The organism is Bdellovibrio sp. HCB209 (assembly GCF_047306065.1).
In the GTDB taxonomy this organism is placed as follows: Bacteria; Bdellovibrionota; Bdellovibrionia; order Bdellovibrionales; family Bdellovibrionaceae; genus Bdellovibrio.
In genome coordinates this window covers 2,785,019-2,806,333 of record NZ_CP178618.1, presented here as the reverse complement: position 1 = coordinate 2,806,333, position 21,315 = coordinate 2,785,019, and the positions used below count along the sequence as shown (strand labels likewise).

Below are 21,315 nucleotides of genomic sequence, written 5' to 3'. Positions count from 1 at the left end.
TAAACAGGTGGGGTTTCACTCCTTTGAAAACGACCGGAAGTACCTGATTTCGTTACCAGTTAGTGTCACCTGTTAACCCGTTGTACACCGTTGAGGTCGCGTATATGCGTTTTAACGGAGTTCACGGTGGTGGGATTCTTGCTCTTTGTTTCCCTGATATGAAAAGTACTGCGATTTTCGCTCGATATATTTTAGGCGCTTTGGCGTTCCTGATGGTCAGTCAGGCGCATGCCTATAAGTATATGTGCTCTCGTATCTTTGAGGCTAAGTACGACAGCGACCCGGCTATGGCTCCTCAATCTGAGGCTTATGCCAAATTTATCAGCCAACACGTTTCTTCTAAAAAAGTACTGGATTCAATGGCTCGCTATCAGCAGGTCATGGGCTTTCCTGAAATCAATCAAAAAGGTGAGTCTTTGGATTTAGTGAAGGTTCGTTTTAAACAACTTTCACCCGAAGCCAAGCAAGAGATGATGACGATGATTCACGACATTTACAATGACGTGAAAGTTCTGAAGTATTCCAAAGACGGTCCGATGAAATTCTTTAAACGTCACTTAGACGTCATGGTTTCCGAGTCTTTGAATGTGCGCAGTTGGTTCGATTACATGATCAACAAGCGCAACGCCTCGATCGAAAAAACTTTTGATATGTATTTCAAACGCATCCAAGAAGTAACAGACGCACCTATGCACTTAGAAGGTGCCGATGTTTTGCTGACGGCCCTGCGCTTGCAACACAAATTTATCACTCAAGAAAAGCACGAAGGCCCGATCGTTATTTACGGTAGTTTTGCGAATGGCAAAGCTTACGAAAAAACCAGTGATCTTGATTTCGCAGTCACAGATGCTCGCATGGAGCAGGCGATTCGCGAGACTGATACTTTGAAGTTACTTGAAGAGTTCCGTTTTTCTGATGCTCAAGCGCACGTGATTCCGGCGAAATCAATTCAAGGTTTGGGATATCTGAACCCGGTGGTGATTATTATCAAAGATAAAGTGATCGAAGTCCGTGTCTATGACAGCGGACCAGAGAAATCTCATTTGAAAGGCAAAATGCCTTTCGACGCTTACTACTTCTAATTAAAACCGAAAATTTAAAACAAACAAAGCCCCATAAAGTGTCCGATGCCGTATGGGGCTTTGCATGTCTTAGGGCTCTCACACCACGGTATTGGAGATTGAGCCCAATTAAAGATAAAGAAAAAGCCATGCGCTGGAGGTCACACGCATGGCTTCGGGAGGATGGTCTACTTCACGTATTCAATCAGTGCATCGTCAGCGAAGCGGACCTTCTTAAGGTTTTGAAAAGAGTCTTCAGCGTGACGATATCCCAAAGTCACCGTGGCAATGGATTTCCATCCAGTGCCTTCGAGCTTAAGGATGCGGTCATAGTCTGAAGGACTGAAGCCTTCCATAGGAGTTGCATCGATTTTGAGAAGGGCTGCAGTCTCTAGCAAAAATCCCATGGCGATATAGGCTTGGCGTTGAGACCAAACTCTGATTTTTTCCTCCGGGGCTTTCACTAGATTATTAATCATCATTTCTTTAAACCCTTGCAAAGACTCGACAGGGGCACCGCGAACTTCAGCGATGCGGTCGATGTACTTTTGCACGAAAGCTTCATCCATCGTGTCTTTATAAAGGAACACGATCTGATGGCTTGCGTCCGTGATTTGCGTTTGCCCCCAAGAAACGGGTTTCAACTCCTCACGGATTTTAGGGTTTTCGATCACCAGGAATTTCCAAGGCTGAACACCATAAGAAGACGGCGCTAACTTTAAGGACTCCAAGAGAGTTGTAAGATCCTTTTCAGAGATTTTTTTAGTCGGGTCAAATTTCTTAACCGCGTAACGCCATTCAAGAGCTTCTTGGATCTGATTGTTAGCCATTCTCGGACTCCTTCGTTAATGTGACCGATATAAGCACAATATGAACCTGTTCGTTTTTAATTGCAACAGTAAAAAGCACATTTAAAGCGAGTAATAGTCAAATAGCTGTAAAGACAGGTGTTTTGGCGTCCATCGGAGCTTGTCATTGCCTCTTTCTGCGCCATCGGCTATAATGGTTCCATGCTTGATCAAAGATTTTCAGTATCAGTACATATAATGACGGTTCTCAGTTACCACAGAGGTGAACTGATGACGTCTGAAGTATTGGCTTCAAGCATTCGCACAAATCCCACGGTCATTCGTCGTTTGCTTTCTAAACTTGTCGAAGCAGGTTTAGTCGAAAGCTTTAAAGGCAAAGCGGGTGGAGTGCGTTTAAGCTCACAACGTAAAGACATCACTCTTAAAGATATTTATATGGCGGTATCTGGTAAACCTTTGTTGAACACTCCAGATAAAGAACCACTGAAGCATTGTGCAGTTTCTTGTGCGATGAAAAAAATCATGTGTGACGTGACGACGGGACTCGAAAATCACTCGATGTCCTACCTTAGTAAAATCAAACTCGCAGATCTCACGCAAAAAGTTTAATTCGCGGTGAGTGAATCAAAAGAAAAACAAGAGATAGAAAAGCTCCACGAAGAGGCCTGTTCTCGAGGGGAATTGTTTTATATCGATCCTAAAACGGGCTATCAAGTTTTCACCAAACTCAATCATCTGAAAAGAGGGCACTGCTGCAACTCTGGTTGTCGTCATTGTCCTTATCGCGAACAAAAGATACAGAAAACATAAGTACACGTTGCTCAGTCACACACCGTGAGCAAATACAATAATGCTCCAGTAACTTTCACTCGTGAGAATAATTTCCCAGGAAACGTGCATAAACTGTTGAAACGTTTGAACTGTTGGCAGTCTCACGATCCTGGACTAACGTGAACAAAGATTAATCAAAATTTCGAACAATAGTGCCCTAGACCACCACTCATGGAATACAAATTGACACTTTAGACTCAATAAAGGTCGGGATTTCTACAAATGATACACCCACTCGCATTTAGTAGCTGCTAAGCTTTTAGCTGCAGTGGGGTGTGTTTGTTATGTCGTTCAATTATGAAAAACACAAGAGTGCTCATTCAGAGGACAGCTTCTGGACATCGTACTCTGACTTATTCTTAGGGCTAAGTACGATCTTCCTACTATTATATGTGGTAGCAAGTTTGCGAACTGGAACTGACGCTCTTAGAGGTCAAATCGAAAATCAAAAGTTATCGATGCAAGTCGAAGAACTTCAACATCAACTCAATATGTATGAGTCGGTGAAGAACGACTATATCGCTAATCAAGCGCCGAAAGACGAAGCTCAAGAATATCAAGAGCTCATGGATAAGCTGACGCTTCTTCAAGAGGACGCTAAGTCTGAGAAGGATAAGCTTGTTCAGCAGGCGTTAGAAAATGACAAAAAAGCGAAGGCTCTTAATAAGTACCAACAAATGGTTCGTAACGTGATGAATGCCAATAAAATGGCAAAAGCGAAAATCATCAATCGTGATGACTTGATCAAAGATCAAGACGTAACTATCGATGATCAAGAAACACAGATCACGGATCTTAATAAAGACATCGCACAAAAGAAACAGTTGATCGCTCAGGGTGAGCAGCAAATCGCTGCGACTGAAACGGCATTGCAAAAACGCGTGAACGAACTTCGTTATGCTTACAAGCAAAACAAAATGAACAAAGCTAAGTTCGATAAGCAAATGGCAGCAGCTCGTGCGGATGCGAACTCTAAGATTTCTAATTTGAGCAATGCGAATGCTCAGTACCAACAGCAATTGCAAGACGCGAGTGCACAGTTGGGCCAAACACAAAGCGATCTTAATAAAACCAAAGGTTTGCTAGCTCAGAAAGAGGGCGAAGCACGCGGTCTTCAAGGCCAATTGGGTGAAGCTAAAGGTCAACTAGGTGCCGCGCAAAACGAACTTCAGAATACCAAAGGTGCTTTGGCGCAAACTTCCGGTCAGTTGGCAGCAGCACAAGGGGAGCTTGGTTCAGCTCGTGGTCAGCTGGGACAACTTAAAGGTAAAATGGGCGAGCTTGAAGGCGAACTTGGTTCTGCTCGTGGTCAGTTGGGTCAAGCCAAAGGACAATTGGCAGCAGTACAGGGTGAACTTGGACAAGCAAAAGGCCAATTGGGTCACTTACAAGGTCAAGTGGGTAACCTTAAGGGTGAACTTGGAAACTTGAAGGGCAAGTTGGGCGAAACAGAAGGCCAACTAGCAGCGGCTCGTGCTGAAATCGAAGCGCGTAAAGCGGTGGCAACTGAGATCAGCAAAGGTTTTGCTAAGGCCGGTATCAAGGCTGAAATCGATGGTCAAACTGGTGACGTTGTCTTGGATTTCGGTCAGCAATATTTCGATTCAGACTCTGACAGATTGAAACGTGAAATGAAAGGCGTCATCGAAAAAGCGATGCCAATTTACTCTCGTTCGTTGTTCGGCAATCCAAAAATCTCTGACAAAGTTTCTGCGGTAGAGATCGTGGGTTTCGCGTCGCCAACTTACCAAGGTCGTTTCATCGATCCTAAGAGTAATAAGCCGGGCGATAAAGAAGCATTGAAATATAACATGGACCTTTCATACCGTCGTGCGAAGTCGATTTTCAACTATATGTTGGATGAAGATAACGTAAAGTTTGATCATCAAAAACAATTGATGGGATTGATGAAGGTCTCAGGACGAAGCTTCCTGGAAGTCATGAAGGTTCAGAACCGTGGCGTTGCTACGGCAGCTGAATTCTGTAAGCAAAATGACTGTAAAAAGGCTCAGCGGGTTATCATCCGCTTCTCTATGGATCAAAAGAAATAAAAGGGGTGGGACGTGAATAAGGCTGCAATAGCTCAATATTTTATCTTAGGTCTGCCATACGCAATGGCAGCGGTATTCGTGGTCGGTTTATTCTTCCGCGCCGTGATCTACTTTACTGTTCGTCGTCACGAATGGTTTGCGGTGGAGTTTGAAAAACGCGTGAATCGTTATATGCATGCAGAGATTCCAGGCAAAGTGAAAGACGTTTCTTTCTATGTGCTTGCGAAACGTATGCTTGAGAGAACGTACTACGAAACATTCGAAGTGCGTGATCGTATGAAACGTCGTAAGCCAGACTCTGTGATGTCGACAAGCGACCGTATCTTTTTGATCCGCCAAGGTTGTGCGTGGTTGGTAAAAGATATTTTGAAACAATTGAAGTTTTTGAAATGGACTGATGAAACGCCAAAACTTTTGAATATTACAAAAGCGACGTTCCAACACAATCCATGCTTCAACCGCGTATTTGGTATCTTACCAATGTCTGGGTTGAATGATTTGATCAGCTTGTTGCCAGGTCTATTCGTTATCGGTGGTATCCTCGGGACTTTCATCGGTATCGCGGGCGGTCTTCAAGAGCTTGGAACGATGAACATGCAGGACCTTGAGGGAACTAAAAACATCATGGACCGCTTCCTACATGAGATTTCCTTCGCAATGGGAACTTCTATTGCGGGTATCGTGTTCTCTTTGGCTTCGCATATTACGAATACGATGTTCAACCCAGACCGTTCTTACGTGTCTATGGTAGATCGTTTCGATAGTGCCCTTAATCAGTTGTGGTATCGTGCCGATAATAATGATTATCCGGATCACGAAAAACCATTTGATGAACACCGTGATGCTGTAGAGGCTTTGGCAGAAGATGCTCTAAATAAAGAGATCGCCAAGGCTCCGGCTGTTGCACGGGGAGCTTAGTCCTAAAAGGGCTAAGCTTGGGAGCTAGTTTAGTTGACGAAGTTTACAGTAACCATCCACAGGAAGGATCAGGCAATCACCAAAGAGGTGATGAAGGATTCCTTTACCATTGGTCGTTCCTTGGATTGTGACCTGTCACTCAATGACACACATGTCAGTCGTGTTCACCTCGTAGTCAGTCGCCGTTGGAATCAAATCTTTATCGAAGATAAAAACTCCTCCAACGGTACCTTCCTTAATGGCAATAAAATGGTTCAAGGCACTCCGGTCAATGTGACGAGCAATGACCGTTTGCAAATGGGCCGCTCCGAATTCATTCTTGTGTTCGATCTAGAAACCGACGACGTTCCTGCACCAATGCCAGAGCTTGAGCCAGAACCGGAACCAGAAGTTCCGTTTGTGCCGCAATCTTTGCCAGTGGTAAAAGCAGCGAAAGGTGAAGTCGTACCAGCCGGAGAAAAAACCGGTCACGAAGACACCATCGCTATGCCAGCACCAAGCCAGGCTCCTTTCCAAGCAGAAAAGATCCTGCACGACGCAAAACGTGCAGCTGCGCAAATCGTTTTGGAAGGGGAGAAGCAAGCCGAAAAACGCACGCAGGCTATCTATCAAAAAGCCCGCGATGCTCAAGCGCAAGCCGAGATCTTTCATCAAACCCGTATCGCAGAAGCACACAAAGAAGCGGATGCGATCTTGGCAGACTATCAACGCCAAGGTCATCAGCTTTTGCATGATGCTCGTAACATGGCCCAAGAACTTCGTGAAGAAGTCGACGTCTATGTTCAATCTTTGCGTCAAAAAGCTAAAAATGACTTAGAAGAAACAATCGCTGAGGCGACTTTAGCGACTGAAAAAATGAAAACCGAAGCGTTGGAGCAAGCACGCATCACTGCGCAAAACGAAAACGCTGCGACTATCAAAGACGCTAAGGATGAAGCGGTTCGCATCATCGAATTCGCTCGTATGCAAGCTCAGCAAACTCATGAGCAATTGGTGACTGTTAAAGACGAGCTTTTGAAAAACTCGAGTGCTTTGGCGGTGATCAAAGAAGACTTGGAAACAGCACGTGCAGCCTTAGCTAAGACTTTGGCTGATACGACGGAGATGAAGGAAACGGCTGAGTCCTCTTATCAAAAGCGTCAAGAGGCTGCTGAACGCGAGTTTAATGATTTCCGTAAGAAGTCCCAAGATATTCTAAAAACTTTGGAAGAAAAGATCGCCGATGACAATCAGGCGCTTGAAACCCTGAAGGCGTCGATCGATGAACACACGAAACGTGCATTTTCGACGGAAGAGAATCTTAAAAAATTGCAGGGCAGACAGGCGAACCTTGAGATCGAGGTTTCCGATGTTGAAAACAAAAAGAATCATTTGTTTAAAGAGTTTGATGCTCAGAAGATCTTTTTGAATGAAAAACTAGAAAAAGAAAAATCCCAAATGGCTCGTTCGGAAGAAGAGCGTTTGGAAGAGATGCGCTTGGAAATGTCCAAACGCCTTTCTAAAATGGAACAAGACCTGGTTGAAGACGTTATGTCTAAAAAAGCAGGTATGATCCGCGACATCCACTTGGCGGTCGAAAAAGAAGTCGTGCAGGTGATGGACGTCAATGCGTGGGGCAAGATCAATCAAAAGGTTCAGGAGCAAATCACTGAAGCCGTTGAGGGGCGTGTTTCCTCGATCTCTCAGAGCTCCGCAACCAATGCGAATGCGAAGCCTCTGGATATCGCTAAGAAAAGAAAAAATGAAAAAGTACGCTGGGTCAGCACCGGTGTGGCAATGGGCCTTTTGGTTTATTTCACCAGTGAGCTGGCTATGGAGAGAGTTCGTCGTGACTCAAATCCAATGGCGACACGCGCCCAACAAGAAGCTGCGGCTAAGGCTGCGGACCTAGAGCGCCGTCGTTTCAATCCTCCGCAAACGGATGAAGTGAAAGAGACCTATACGGACTCTGTTATTTACACGCGTGGCTTTAGCGATATTTATACTGAAGACGACTTCCAAAAGCGTCTTTATAAGGCGGCAGCCCAGTATCTGTTAAAAACATGGCGTATTGACGAAGACAAATCGTTGCAAGTTCTTGCTGCTGCGAATGCCTTGGTTAATCAGCTGAAAGACCGTCGATCAAAAATTCATCCAGACTTTATTAAGGATGGCATCGAGAAAATGCGTGCTCTTGAGAAAGAAAACGTCACTCGTATGAAGGATCTATTGGGTTCTGAGGTGCGTTTAGAATCGTTCCGCCGCTTTGAGAACAACTTCTTTAGAGAAGAAGTCTTACGTCGCCAAGCCGGTGCTCAATAAAATTAGAATCAAACATTGGAAATAAAAAAGGGCCCTATGAAGGCCCTTTTGCTTTTTCAGGGAAGGTGGCTTTATGCCACTTTCATGTTTTCAGCGCGTTTACCAAGGACGATAGTGTTTAAGTGAGCCACATCGTGCTCAACAACCGAAGCCTGATTTTGGATCTCTGAAGACGTGCTAGCGATTTGCTCTGCCGAAGCCGCATTGTTTTGTGACGATTGATCCAAGTCACCCATGGCTTTATTGATCTGTTGAAGTCCCGTGGCCTGTTGCGAGCTGGCTTCTGCGATCTCGTTGTTGATATCAGATACTTTCTTAACTGCGGTTACGATTTCGGTGAGTACTGCGCCTGACTTATCAGCAATTTGCGTTCCGGAATCGATCTTATCAACGCTTTCTTTGATAAGGACTGAGATATCTTTTGCGGCAGAGGCAGATCTTTGCGCAAGACCGCGAACAGCGTCGGCAACCACGGCAAAGCCTTTGCCTTGCTCTCCAGCGCGAGCCGCTTCCACAGCAGCATTCAGAGCCAAAAGATTTGTTTGGAAGGCGATATCATCGATAACCGTTGTGATCTCTTCGATACGTTTCGAAGATTGTGAAATGCCTTTCATAGAGCTGATCAAATGCTGAATCTCTTGTTCGCCTTTCTCTGCAGAAAGATAAGAGACCTGCGACAATTGAGCCGCTTGTTTGGCATTGTCGGAGTTCATTTTTACCATCGAACTCATCTCTTCAAGGGAAGCAACGGTCTCTTCCAAAGAAGCCGCAGCAGAAGTCGATGAATGAGATAAATCCACACCAGCTTTTGACAGCTGCTCAATCGACTCACGAACTTGCTGGCCTGTTTTTGCAAGGTCCGTCGATACCGACGACACTTGTTTAACAATATATTCAGACATCAAGAACGTGATTACGAACAGGATGGAAGTGGAGATGATGGACGTCCAGATATTTGCACTCTTCAATTGAGCGTGATCACTCTGTGTTTTCTCACTTTGTTCATGACCAGTGTCGTTGTAAAACTTAACGACCTTGTCACAATACGCGGAGATCATAACACCGATCTCCAAGTAGCGATGATCCATATCATAAGTGGCTTGCGCCAAAGACTCTGGAGTGCCGAGCTTAATATTATCAGAGATTTTTTTGAAAACGGTTTCGTACTCAGGAAAGAGAGCTTTGAGCTTTGGAAACTCTTCCTGTTCAAATCCTACGAACGGAGTTTTTGAATAGTTATCGAAGTTTTTAACCAAAATATTATATTCTGTCGTGGCTTTTTCCACCGCCGCTAAACGGGCCTTTTCATCTTGGGCGTGAACAACTCCCGACCAAAACCACTGGCGTGAAGCATTTCTGGCTTTGCGAATCTCTGCCATTGTTTCAATAGATGGCAGTACGTTTTGAGTTAGCGTCTCAATAGAGGAGCTCATGCGATCCGCGCGATTAAATGTCAGATACGTTTGAATTGCGGAACCAAAAACAGGTAATAGCGCGAGGAAAAGCAGTTTACCGCGAATCCCAGACCAGAACTTTCTCAACATGGGGTAACTCCTAATTGTGAATTTATTCGGATGAAGTCGTGATGTTGTTAACGAAATATGACCACTTTTTAACAGACGTTTAACAAAACCGGTCCCGGGTGGAGGGATGCGTAGCGTCGCGAAGTAACGCTCAGGGCTAAGGTCTAGAGAGTTCACAGTCCAGCAAAAGTAAGTTAGAAATCGGCATCGTTTTCAGAGGAGAAGTGATGTCACCAGGTCATGAAAATCAAATCGAAATCTTGTTCGGACTCGTAGCACTCCTGCTGTCGATCATCTTCGCAGCTATCTTCTTTAGCGTGATCAAACGTGTTCGTGCTGAAAAGAAAGCTATCGAGGCTCAAGAGCAGCTGACTCACGAAGTGAAGCGCGAGATGCCAACAATGGCAGTGGAAGAACCTGTTCTAGCTCACGTCGATTCAACGGGTGAGATCGTTTCTGATATGCCAGCTGTTGATTTGGCTGATGCTCTTAGAAAAACAGAAGAAAATCTTTTTGGTCGTATTCGTAGCTTGTTTAAATCAGGTGATAGCTCTCAACACTTGGATGATATCGAAGAGATCCTTTATACAAGTGATTTAGGTCCAATCACAGTTCAACGCTTGATGGGGGCTTTGCAAGACAAGCTATCTCGTAAAGAGCGCGCGGACTACGATACGGTTCGTGATACTTTGAAAGAAGAAATCAAAAGCATCTTTGCTGGTTCTCACTCTTCTGCGCCAACGGCAGGTATTCTCTCTAAAATTAACTTTGCAGCTTCAGGTCCAACGGTTTTGATGATCGTGGGTGTGAACGGTGCTGGTAAAACGACTTCGATTGGTAAGATCTCTGCGCAATTGGCGGCAGAGGGTAAAAAGGTCTTGGTTGCGGCAGGGGATACGTTCCGTGCGGCCGCTGGTGGCCAATTGAAAGTTTGGACTGATCGCGCTCAGGTAGAGATCTTTTCTCCAGAAGGTGTGACAGACCCAAGTGCGGTGGCGTTTGATGCTGTTGCCAAAGGTAAGTCTCAAAATTACGACGTCGTGATCGTGGATACAGCGGGTCGCTTGCATACTCAGGCAAACCTAATGGAAGAGATCAAAAAGATGAAACGTGTGATGACGAAGGTTATTCCTGAGGCTCCACATGAAACTTTGATCGTATTGGATGCGAACTCTGGCCAAAATGCTTTGATGCAAGCCAAAGAATTCCACAACGCTTTGGAATTAACAGGGGCTGTTTTGACTAAGATGGACGGAACTGCCAAAGGTGGTGTCGCTGTCGGTTTGGCGCAAGAGCTGCAAATCCCAATCAAATTGATCGGGGTCGGCGAGCGTATTCAGGATCTTCGTACATTCTCAGCGCAAGAGTTCGTGGATTCTTTATTCCAAGCTCACGTCTGATTTGATCGAGTCTGACATTCTTTGAATTTCGTCAGACTCGTAAATGAATTGTCCCGCATTAAAATTCAGAGCCGCCAGAGCCATTGCCTTTGCAACATCTTTTGCAGCAATGGCTTTGTACTTTTTAAGAGGCCCAATCATCAGGGCATTCATGATGGGAGCAAGCTTAATAGCGAAAGCTTCTCCTGTGCGGTGTTCTTTACGTTCTCCCACCAGTAATGATGGTCTAAAAACTTCGATCTGAGGGATGGAGAGCTTTCTAAGATCGCGCTCCATTTCGCCTTTTACGCGATTATAAAATACCGAGGACTCCGCATTGGCACCCATGGCAGAAATCACCATAAACTTTTGCGCTTGGGCTTTTTCAGCGATCTTAGCGAACTCCATCACATAGTCATAGTCGACTTTGCGGAAGGCCTCTTGAGAGCCAGCAACCTTGATTGTTGTTCCCAAACAGCAAACGAATGTATGCGCTTTCAGTGAGCCACTGTAGTTAGCAAGCTTATCGAAATCTAAAACGATGTTTTCAATTTTAGCTGGGAAGCGACCCAAGGGTTTTCTGGAAAGAACCGTCACGCGGTCTACGTGATCGATGTTCGCCAAAAGCAAAAGGAGCTCGTTACCCACGAGCCCCGTTGCGCCTGTCATGCAAATGTCAGTCGGAAAATTCATTCTTAGTAAGTGATGTTAGGCGGGAAGTGATAGCCTGTAGCTTTCAAGAATTCAGGAACAGTTGTTCTGAAGTCCATCAAACCGCTTACTTTGATTTTGCCTTTAACTGCGCGTGCATCTGGATGTTGGTAATCGATGAAGCGACCTTCATCTACCAAGAAGTAACCACGGAAGTTTGTAGGCTCTTTAGATTTACCAGAGTCAATTTTATAACGGTCGCCAGATTTACCAGAGCTTGCTGAATTTTTGTAATTCAACGGAGTCGCTGTTGGGTATTGGTCAACCATGTAAGTACCTTGTTCAAGGAAGTTTTGACCTTGGATTACTGGGATTGATTTGTTGATGATGTTTGTTGCATCAGCACTCAAGCCACCAGATTTTTGTGCACCATCAGTCAATAGGATGTAATCCCAACGAAGAGGGTTGTTGTAAGCATTTTTATAACGAGTCAATGGGATCACTGAATCGTCAGAAAGGATCACTTGGCGTTCACGAGTCGATTCACGAGCGTAAACACGGTAGATGTCAGTGCCTACAGGCAAAGTCTCACGCAAGTAAGCGATCGCGCGGTTTTCCAAACGAGTGCAGCCATGAGAACCAGGATTTGAGAACATGTTCATGAAGAAACCACGAGTGATATCGATAGCGTCAGAGCCGTCAACGCCCCAACCGATAGTTCCGTGCATCCATTGGCTGTTAACGCCGTTGATGTCGTCCGCAGGGGAAAGCTTAGCTGCGTACCAACCGAAAGCACCGTAAACAGTGTCTTTGCCATTTTTCTTAGTCAACCACTTGCGAGAACCGATCACGCGAGATGAGTTGTTAGAAATTGGTTTTGGAATCGTTTTAAGATCTTGGCCAGCAGTGTACCAGCTTGGGTACATTTGTGCGCCGTCAGAGTAGAACTTAACCCATGAAGCGATACGAGAGTGACCCAACCAAGTCATGTAAGCATAACGGTCTGTTTTAGTGCCTTCTTCGTTGCGACCCACAACTGTGTCAGTTTCCATAACAAGTTTGTGAGGGCAGTTTGGAGTTGTTGTGCAACGTTCGTAAACACGAGTTTTTTCAGTCGCTATGTTTTGAACCACAAAGTATTTTGAAACTGGAACTGTATAAACTTTGTCAGACAAGTAGTCTTTAGAAACAAACAATTGCGGAGCAACGTTTGTTGGAACTGATTTAGATTTGATCAATTTGATTTGAACTAGCGGAGACGCCTCATCTAATACGCTCACCAAAACAACTTCATCATTCATAGACAACTGGCCAACGATGTTGCCCGCTGCTGTTGAATTAGAGCTGCGAAGATTCAAGTTATCAGCAGCGATGTAATATGTTTTGCCGATAACAAGTTGGTTTTTTGCGACCGCAGAGATTTGCGCTTGGGCGTTTGCTTGAGAAGCTGCAAATGCGTTAAGTGTCAAAGTGGCAACTAGCAATGCGAAAGCCATGCTCACGCGACTTTTACCAAATAATACCTTCATGGATTGTCCTCCCCCGAATCAATTGCATAAATTACAAATCGGAGTCTTCGTATATCAAATCTTTATTGAGGTCGACTCCTAATCTGCAAATTGTAAATGTGCCCCGCGGCACGCTGGAGGTTTCATGAAATGGATTTTGGGCCTTGCCTTTTTACTTCTGCCTGGCCTGTCTCAGGCGCAGTTTTCACCCTATGCGGCCCGTGATTGGAAAGTCACAAAAACCCAATGGTCACAACAAGATGAAGAGAACTACGCGGCCTTCGTTGCACGCCTTGGAGCCGCTGTTGAAAATCGTCAATGCGACACTGTGAAAGGATGTCTAACCAGTAATGCCAACCCGTATTACTCTTCGGACCCCTCAGGGCTCGCATATTATGCGGATTGCGCGGATTTGCCTTACTATTTGCGCTCTTACTTCGCGTGGAAGAACGGACTCCCGATGTCGGTTGCAAGTCGGGTGAGCGCTCGTCCTGTTGCCGGAAATACTGGTGACATTCGGTATACACCTCAGGGGAATTACGTCACAGGTCGCTTTGATGTGATCGCGGGGAATGGTCGCAACCGCAGTGCCTTTATCTACAATATCGAAGATTTTGATTATGGTTTTGGAATTTTAGCATCACGCTATCCCAATGCCGTGTCGTTATTGAATGGGACTATCACCAATACAACGTTGTCTGCCACTTTCCGTATGATGGGAACTGAAGACGGCAAGATGTATGCGGATTTCTATCCAGTTAAGATCACTCGCTATAGCATTCGCCCAGGGACGATCATTTACGATCCCAATGGGCATGTGGCAGTGGTTTACAAAATCACGACGGATGGTCGTATCTATTATATAGATTCCCATCCAGACAATACGTTGACCTCTGGGATGTACAATCCAAAATTCGAGCGCAGCAATCCGTATCAAGGTGCGGGCTTCAAAAATTTCCGTCCGTTGACTTTGACAGGAGCTAAACGCGATTCCAGTGGCGCTTATATCGGGGGGCGTGTAGTCGGCGCTAAGAACAACACTTTGCCTTATTACTCGCTTGAGCAGTTTTACGGAAATCAACCCGATCCTGATGGAAAATGGAACCAAGGCAAGTTCGTCTATAATGGTCGCACGGTGGATTATTACGAATACCTGCGCATCATGATGGCGAACGGTGAGCTTAAGATCGATCCGCTAGCAGACATGCAGAGCATGGTTCAGGATTTGTGCGTGAACATCGTCGACCGCGTGGAGGCAGTGAACGTGGCCTTGCGTTCGGGTGTTCAGAACAAGGCTCATCCCGAAAGACTGCCACAAAATATTTTCGGAACAACAGGGGAGTGGGAGCAATTTGCTTCTCCGTCACGGGATGCACGTTTGAAAGTGTCGTTTATGAACTTGCTCGCACAAACTCGCAGCATGGTTCAACGTCATCAAGTCGGAGATCCGACGATCGTGTATCGTGGCAACAACCTGCGCGGAGATTTGCTAGCAATTTACCAACGTGAATCGAATGCATGTAAATTCGGTTACACGAATTCTTCGGGACAATTGATCACACTGAATTTAGAACAAGCCCGCCAAAGAGTTTTCGACATGAGCTTCGACCCGTATCACTGCGCCGAACTTCGCTGGGGCGCTAAGTCTTCAGGAGAGTTAGCGTCGTGTCCTGATAACGCGAACAAGCGCGCGTGGTACAACGCTGAACGCTGGTTGCGCTATCAGTACGAGCGCACTTACGACGCTCGCATGGATTACTCCCTCGGGGAGTTAACAGGCCCGAAACCGGGAGTAGGAATCGCGAATCCTCCGGATATTGATGTGGTTCGCTTCCTTCAGACGGGAACTCGTCGGTAATCTAATGTTAGGCCAGAAGTTACGTGATCTTAACTGCTGGCCTTTGTTTTGTTTCATCGCGATATCTAAAAACAAAGAACAGTTAAAATTAATGCTACTAATATTCAATGCAGTTTAGATGCTTTTGATTCAATTCGATCAATCTCATTTTAAGTCTAAAGCTAATTATATTTATATACGATAATCTAGGTGTTGAAATAGCTGGAGGACGTATGCGTATCTTCATATTTACTTTGCTTGCTTTTAATTTTGTATCGAACGCTTCGTATGGGCAATCCTGTGAACAAAATAGAGCGCAGGCAATTAGCGATGCTCATACTCAATGCGCTCTTCAGGCCGGGTGTTGGGGTGGGGTTTGTAACATTCCAACTGTAATATTCATGAGTGGTGGCTATTATTGTCAAATCACCCATACTGGGCCGAATCCTCCATATGGAATTGCATATCAGTTCCTATTGGTGGATAGCCGATGTGCCAGTACGCCAGTGGCCCCCGAAAGAGGAGTGCCGACTAATCCTGCAGGCTCTTGTGCTGCCTCCGGTCCTGTTGAAAAGACTGGTTCAATTGTTGGGGTTGAGTCACAAACTTTAGCGGAGGAGGTTCAGCTCGCAGGCGTACCATTCTCGCTGTACTATCACTCAGGATTCCAAAGTGGTTATTCCAAGGATTTGAAAATTAAGTTCAGAATAACTCCGAGTACGGCAAGTACTTATGCTCAGACATTTAGCATTGAAACGAAAAGAGGCGGTACTACAATAGATACGGCTACATATTCTAGCTTGGTGGCGGATCAGTGGTACGAGTACTTATGGAATGGATATGATGCCACCAATACAGTGAAGATCGGATCAGAATCATTTGAAGTTTTATTTACTGAAACTCTGCCGTCTGGGTCTTTTACGAAAACTCACCCCGTAAAACTTGCTCATTTTGATGCAAATCAATTTGGAGTAGGTGGTTGGTTACCTAGCGTTTTGCGCTATTATGATGTGGCTGGCAAAAGGCTTTATTATGCCACCGGAAGTGCTGTAGATGTTGAAGCTAAACCATTTGGCTCAAGTTATCTATATGTTGCGGATGTGAATGGGTCTGAAGTTTATATTTTTGATCTAAATGGACGTCACGTATACACAAAAACCTCGATGCTAGGCACGACGGTTTTAACATTCTCCTATGATTCTTCTGGGAGATTACTATCCATCTCCGATCCATTTGCCAAGACCACCACTTTCAATAGAAATCTTTCCGGTGAGTTGACATCTATTACAGCACCGAATTTGCAAATCACTTCGGTGAGCTTGGACTCAAATGGCTTTGTTTCTGGTTTTACCAACTCTCTCTCGGAGTCCTACGTGATGACGTATTACGGTTCTCAGGGGCTTATGCAGACTTTTCAAAAACCGAACATGGAAACAAGTACATTTACATACAATGGTGATGGGTTGCTAACTCAAGATAGTCATTCTGGGGGATACTTCTTTCAAATCGTAAGAGACTTAAACTCGTCATCCAGTAACGATACATATGTGACGAGCGTTATGGGGCGAGTTGATCGCATAAATTCGAATGTTGATGCGAATGGAAATCTTTCGAGAACTCATTATAGAGCAAATGGACAGAGCTCAGGTGACTCCTACGTTTCATATGGCACTTCAACTGATCGATCTTCCTATACTGGGCCAACCAGAAGAACTTGGGCGGTAATAGATGATCCCAGATTTGGAAGTATGGTGAGAGTTCCGAGATATGAGGCAGCAATGAATGGCGGAAGTCGTACAGTGGAGTTTACTAGAGCACATACCCTTTCAGACCCTAGTAATCCGTTCTCAATTACCTCTTTGAGTATTGGATCTAACTTAAGTGGGACAGCTACTTCTATGAACACCGTCTATGATCCGGTATTAAAGAAGTTTACGACTACATCCGGTGGAGGAGTGACGTCAGAATCCGTAATTGATGACTATGAGCGATTGGTTTCCTCCAAGCATGGGAACCAAGAGCAAGTTAGCTTTAATTATACAAACGAAAAATTAACTTCGATTGTCCAAGGGGCACGAACCACAACTTTTAGCTATAACTCAAATGATCTGCTTCAAAGTATTTCTAACCCATTGTCTCAAGTTACTTCATTTGTTTATGATGGTGCGAATCGAATCTATTCTGTCATTCAGCCTGATAGTAGATATGCAGTGTATTCTTATGATGGGGCGGGCAACTTAACTGGCATCACCCCATCAGGCAAGCCACCTCACAGCTTTACGTTGAATTCACATGGGCTCGTTGGTAGCTACAATCCGCCAGCACTGTCTGGAGTTTCAACTGTGAACACGGTCTTCAGTTATAACCTCGATAAGCAACTCACGGATGTTACTTTCCCCAGCGGGAAGTACATTAATAGAAATATTACGAGCAATGGAGTAATAAGTGGTTTAAGTACGAGCTCAGGAAATTACTCATTTAATGTTGATACCACTATTCAGCAACCAACTTATATCACCTATCCGTCAGGTAACTTGAGTCTGTACTGGTTTGGTAATCAATTGAGCGGAACATACTACAATATTGGTGCATATTTCGGAAGATTCTATACGTCGTATACTGCTACAGAGCTACCATTGACGGAGCAGGTATTAAGCTACGGCCCATCGGGTGGCAATGATTCGACCATTTCATATACATATGACAGCGACGAGAAGCTGAAAACTGCCGGAGCTATCACGTTGAATTACAATACTCCGAATGGACAGTTGACAGGTACGGAGATAGGAAGTGGCTCTTCGATAGTTACGGACAGTTATACATATAACACATTTGGTGAAGTCACAGGATATCAAGCGTCCTTCGGTTCGACGGTGATCTATGAGCTTGATCTCGCACGGGATGGTATTGGGCGTATTAATGGAAAGTCACAGGTCATGAATGCAGTTTCCAGTGACTATGAATATGTTTTTGATGTTTCTGGAAGGTTGGGTCAAGTCAGTAAGAACTCCTCTATTGTCAGTAATTATATCTATGATTCAAACTCTAATCGCAATGGCGGCAATGTTGGAGTTCAAGGAACTTCGGCCACTTATGACGATCAAGATCGGTTATTAACATATAATACTCTATCGTTTACATATAACGCAGATGGAGTTATTGAAACGAAAACAAATTCTACAACGTCTCAGACGGTTCAATATGAATATGACGTTTTCGGTAATTTGAAACAAGTTGATCTGCCCGGCGGCACGGTTATCAATTACTCCATTGATGCAATTAACAGAAGAGTTGGTAAGAAAGTAAACGGCGTCGTTCAAAAGTATTGGATCTACATGGATCAATATCGTATCGCAGCGGAAATGGACGCTGGCGGCTTTATCACTAAACGGTTCGTGTATGGATCTAAAGCCAATATTCCAGATTACATGATTATGGGAGGCGAAAGTTATCGAATAATCTCTGATCAATTGGGATCTTTGCGTCTTGTTGTAAAAGTATCTGACGGAAGTATTTTGCAAAGAATGGATCACGATGAGTTTGGTCGAGTGATCGAGGACACGAACCCAGGTTTAATTCCGTTTGGATTTGCTGGCGGACTTTATGATGATCACACTCAACTAGTGAGATTTGGAGTGCGTGACTACGATCCGGAGATTGGGAGATGGACTGCAAAGGATCCGATCAATTTCGAAGGCGGGGATGCGAATCTTTTTGGATATGTAGAAAATGATCCTGTCAATTGGGTAGATACAGAGGGATACAGTAAAAATAAACCTGGCAATACTATCGATAACAATACAATTGGCGGTGGCGGGGGTGGTTCAGGTGGTGGGGCTGTCGTTGGGATGGCGGCAGGAACGGCAATTATTAAAGTGCTGAAACCAGCTGGAAAATGGATTGGAGAAAAAGGGCAATCGGGAATTCGAGTTTTAAAAGGTGGCTTGAAAGCTGCGGAAGAAATGTATGAAGTCCTATGCAAAGGTGCTGGGGGAAAACCAGTGTCTAAGCAAGGGTATCCGGGAAAAATGATGGAGTTTCCGGACAAGACGACAGTGGGATTGAGAGAGACGTCATCAAAAGGTGTTCCGACGATAGATATTAATATTGGCGGAAATATGAAAATTAAAATAAAGTTTGAATGATATGAATATTAAATTGCTGAAGAATGAATTTTTATTGAGCTTAGATGATGATGATGTTGGTCTTTGGGAAGTATGGGTTTTAGCAAATCAACTTTATCAAGGTGGCCCGGAAGTAAAAAAGGCGGCGATTCTGGAAGTAATTAGGGAGCTTCTTGATGAAAAATCTATGATCGCTGGAGAAATACATGATGGCGTTATTAAAAAATGGAAAGGCACTTCGGAAGAAATCATCGAACGAATTGACTCCGAATGGCGAAAGTTAAATCGTGATCCAGACTTGGGCGATGTGGTTTGGTTTTTTAAGGTTTAGCTTGGGTTTATCTTAGTAATTTGTTGAGGGAGTAGGTGTGACTACTCCTTTTTTATTTTCTAAAAGGAGAGAGTCTCATTTTGAGACAGTCAATTCTCTGGCAGGTGTTGCCCCTATTTGTTACCTCACTCTGTGAATGAGCCTATTTCCAATGTATTTGAGCCTGGATGGCATAGATGTTGGAAGTTATTGAATTGAGTGAGGTTCCTATGAAACTTAAAGACTTTATCAGCAGTAACGAAATCGTTTTGATCATCATCGGGATCTTTTTGCTGTTTCCGTTGTTCGGCAACGCGCAAGTCGGTTCAAAAGTTTCAACCTCAAGCATTCAGCAAGTCTTAAACAATCAAGGCGGCGATCCTCGTTTGGTAGGACTTCATTTTGATAAAATCCAAAAGCTTTACGAGCAACGTAACATGCAGCCTATCTGGGTTGATCCCGTATCGCAAACGATGAACCCGAATGTGCAAAGCCTAAGAACAATGCTTTTGACGGCTTACCGCCATGGTTTGCCAGCTGAATTCATGACTGAACCGAATGGTAAAGCGAACTATATTTCTTGGAACTATTGGACTCCGACAATGGAGAACATCTGGGATCGCAAAAGTCAGTTTGAGCCGCTTTATTTTGAAATCCTAGCGACTGAAGCTTTCTTGAAATATGCACAACATCTACTAACAGGTCGTTTTGATCCAAGAGGCGTCGATCCAAATATCAAAATGGGTCCTCGTGTGATCACAGCTCAATCTTATGTGGCTTTAGCCAATGCTTTGGCGGCAAATCCGTCGGAGCTTTCCGCTCGTATGGATCGCTTTGCACCAAGTAATCCCGCTTACAAAGGTCTGTCTGCACTTAATGTGAAATTGATCAAAGAACAACTTTACAAGGGGAACTGGAAAAAGATCGAATCTCCGGGTGTCACTTTAAAGTTGCAGTCGCCAACATTGAGACATGCGATTATCCCTGAGCTTCGTCAGCGTTTAGCTTTTTATGGGTACCCAACTCAAAATTTGCAAAGTGATGAATTTGACAGTGATTTGAAAAATGCCTTGGTTTCATTTCAAACAATGAACAACTTAACTCCAGACGGTGAAGTTGGCGCAAATGTATCGAAGGTTCTTCGCTATTTAAACATGCCGATCAGTCAACGTATGCAGCATGTAGCGATTAATATGGAACGCCTTCGTTGGTTGCCAAGAAATCCAAGCTCCAAAGAAATTTTCGTCAATTTAGCAATGACCGAATTTAAACTTTACGAAATTTCCGCTGATGAGAACAAGCGTGGGTATATCTATAAAGAAGCGCTGAAATTTAAAACTGTGAATGGCAGAGGTGTCAGACAATCGCCTATCCGTATCGATGCTATTAAAAGAGTTATCCTAAATCCAGATTGGACAGTGCCTGAAAATTTGGCTCGCGTAGATAAGCTTCCTCTGTTGAAGCAAAACGCAAACTATTTAAATGAACATAATATGTATTTGAAAAAGTACGGTAAGATCGTTCCGTCAGAGACAATTGACTGGAACACTTTTAATCCTGATGAATTCCAAAATGGTGATGGCGGTTATCAAATCGTGCAAAAACCTGGTTACATGAATGCATTAGGTGTTGTGAAGTTCGAATTGCAAGCAGGTGAGTTGATCTACATGCATGATACGAACGAAAGAGAATTGTTTCAGCAGGAAAACCGTCACGGAAGTTCTGGATGTATTCGTTTGGAAAAGCCGTTGGTTTTGGCTGAATACTTGAAACCTTTCATGAAAACTTCGCCTGGTGATATTAAGAGCTTGGTTCCGGCGAGTGAAAATGACACATCGAAGACGTTCCAAACAAAATGGATTTCGATGAAATACTCGATGCCAGTTTACTTGATCTATCTAACGGCAGATCAAACTCCAGATGGCAAAGCTCGCTTCGCGGACGATCCGTACGAGCAAGATCCCAAATTGGTTCAAGCCTTGGCAGATGCAGCAGCTCGTGGTGACTTCTAA

Annotated in this window: 15 protein-coding genes; 11 read left to right on the top strand and 4 right to left on the bottom strand. The window is 44.3% G+C overall.

Going from position 1 to position 21,315, the window contains the following annotated elements; genetic code table 11:
* Positions 1-104 precede the first annotated feature (104 nt).
* Entirely contained in the window at positions 105-1,082 is a 978-nt protein-coding gene (locus tag ACLVWP_RS13635; RefSeq protein WP_413557984.1) for a hypothetical protein, read from the top strand.
* Between the two features lie 167 nt (positions 1,083-1,249).
* On the opposite strand, the gene ACLVWP_RS13630 is transcribed toward ACLVWP_RS13635, so the two are convergent.
* Positions 1,250-1,891 carry an NAD(P)H-dependent oxidoreductase gene (locus ACLVWP_RS13630; protein ID WP_413557982.1) on the bottom strand — a complete coding sequence of 214 codons (642 nt, stop codon included), beginning with the start codon at positions 1,889-1,891 and terminating at the stop codon, positions 1,250-1,252.
* A 180-nt stretch (positions 1,892-2,071) separates the two neighbouring features.
* Between ACLVWP_RS13630 and ACLVWP_RS13625 the strand changes: the two genes are divergently transcribed.
* The 5 genes from ACLVWP_RS13625 (at position 2,072) to ACLVWP_RS13605 (ending at position 7,971) form a co-directional block, all read left to right on the top strand.
* A complete protein-coding gene (locus tag ACLVWP_RS13625) occupies positions 2,072-2,479 on the top strand; it encodes an RrF2 family transcriptional regulator (RefSeq protein ID WP_413557980.1) in 408 nt (135 codons plus the stop codon).
* Positions 2,480-2,485: 6 nt separating this feature from the next.
* The gene (locus ACLVWP_RS13620) at positions 2,486-2,680 is read left to right on the top strand and encodes a DUF5522 domain-containing protein (RefSeq protein WP_413557978.1); all 195 of its coding nucleotides are present in this window, start codon (positions 2,486-2,488) and stop codon (positions 2,678-2,680) included.
* A 305-nt stretch (positions 2,681-2,985) separates the two neighbouring features.
* A complete protein-coding gene (locus ACLVWP_RS13615; RefSeq protein ID WP_413557976.1) occupies positions 2,986-4,752 on the top strand; it encodes a microtubule-binding protein in 1,767 nt (588 codons plus the stop codon).
* Between the two features lie 12 nt (positions 4,753-4,764).
* Positions 4,765-5,670 carry a hypothetical protein gene (locus tag ACLVWP_RS13610; protein WP_413557974.1) on the top strand — a complete coding sequence of 302 codons (906 nt, stop codon included), beginning with the start codon at positions 4,765-4,767 and terminating at the stop codon, positions 5,668-5,670.
* Between the two features lie 33 nt (positions 5,671-5,703).
* Positions 5,704-7,971, top strand: coding sequence for an FHA domain-containing protein (locus ACLVWP_RS13605; protein ID WP_413557972.1), 2,268 nt, complete (start codon positions 5,704-5,706; stop codon positions 7,969-7,971).
* 71 nt (positions 7,972-8,042) lie between these two features.
* Here the strand turns inward: ACLVWP_RS13605 and ACLVWP_RS13600 are convergent, their stop codons facing one another.
* A complete protein-coding gene (locus ACLVWP_RS13600) occupies positions 8,043-9,515 on the bottom strand; it encodes a methyl-accepting chemotaxis protein (RefSeq protein WP_413557971.1) in 1,473 nt (490 codons plus the stop codon).
* A 206-nt stretch (positions 9,516-9,721) separates the two neighbouring features.
* Between ACLVWP_RS13600 and ftsY the strand changes: the two genes are divergently transcribed.
* Complete coding sequence (ftsY, locus tag ACLVWP_RS13595; protein ID WP_413557970.1) at positions 9,722-10,894, top strand: signal recognition particle-docking protein FtsY; 1,173 nt, start codon at positions 9,722-9,724, stop codon at positions 10,892-10,894.
* Here ftsY and ACLVWP_RS13590 read toward each other — a convergent pair.
* Entirely contained in the window at positions 10,874-11,566 is a 693-nt protein-coding gene (locus tag ACLVWP_RS13590) for an NAD(P)H-binding protein (protein ID WP_413557969.1), read from the bottom strand. The two genes, ftsY and ACLVWP_RS13590, sit on opposite strands and share 21 nt — an antisense overlap.
* Positions 11,567-11,568: 2 nt before the next feature.
* A complete protein-coding gene (locus tag ACLVWP_RS13585) occupies positions 11,569-13,053 on the bottom strand; it encodes a hypothetical protein (protein ID WP_413557967.1) in 1,485 nt (494 codons plus the stop codon).
* A 124-nt stretch (positions 13,054-13,177) separates the two neighbouring features.
* Between ACLVWP_RS13585 and ACLVWP_RS13580 the strand changes: the two genes are divergently transcribed.
* From ACLVWP_RS13580 to ACLVWP_RS13565, 4 genes are all read left to right on the top strand, one after another.
* The gene (locus ACLVWP_RS13580; RefSeq protein ID WP_413557965.1) at positions 13,178-14,890 is read left to right on the top strand and encodes a hypothetical protein; all 1,713 of its coding nucleotides are present in this window, start codon (positions 13,178-13,180) and stop codon (positions 14,888-14,890) included.
* Positions 14,891-15,102: 212 nt separating this feature from the next.
* On the top strand, positions 15,103-19,014 hold the full coding sequence (locus ACLVWP_RS13575; protein ID WP_413557964.1) for an RHS repeat domain-containing protein: 3,912 nt from the start codon (positions 15,103-15,105) through the stop codon (positions 19,012-19,014).
* 1 nt (position 19,015) lies between these two features.
* Positions 19,016-19,324 (top strand): hypothetical protein, encoded by a 309-nt coding sequence (locus tag ACLVWP_RS13570; RefSeq protein ID WP_413557962.1) that lies wholly within the window; start codon positions 19,016-19,018, stop codon positions 19,322-19,324.
* Positions 19,325-19,500: 176 nt separating this feature from the next.
* On the top strand, positions 19,501-21,315 hold the full coding sequence (locus ACLVWP_RS13565; RefSeq protein WP_413557960.1) for a L,D-transpeptidase family protein: 1,815 nt from the start codon (positions 19,501-19,503) through the stop codon (positions 21,313-21,315).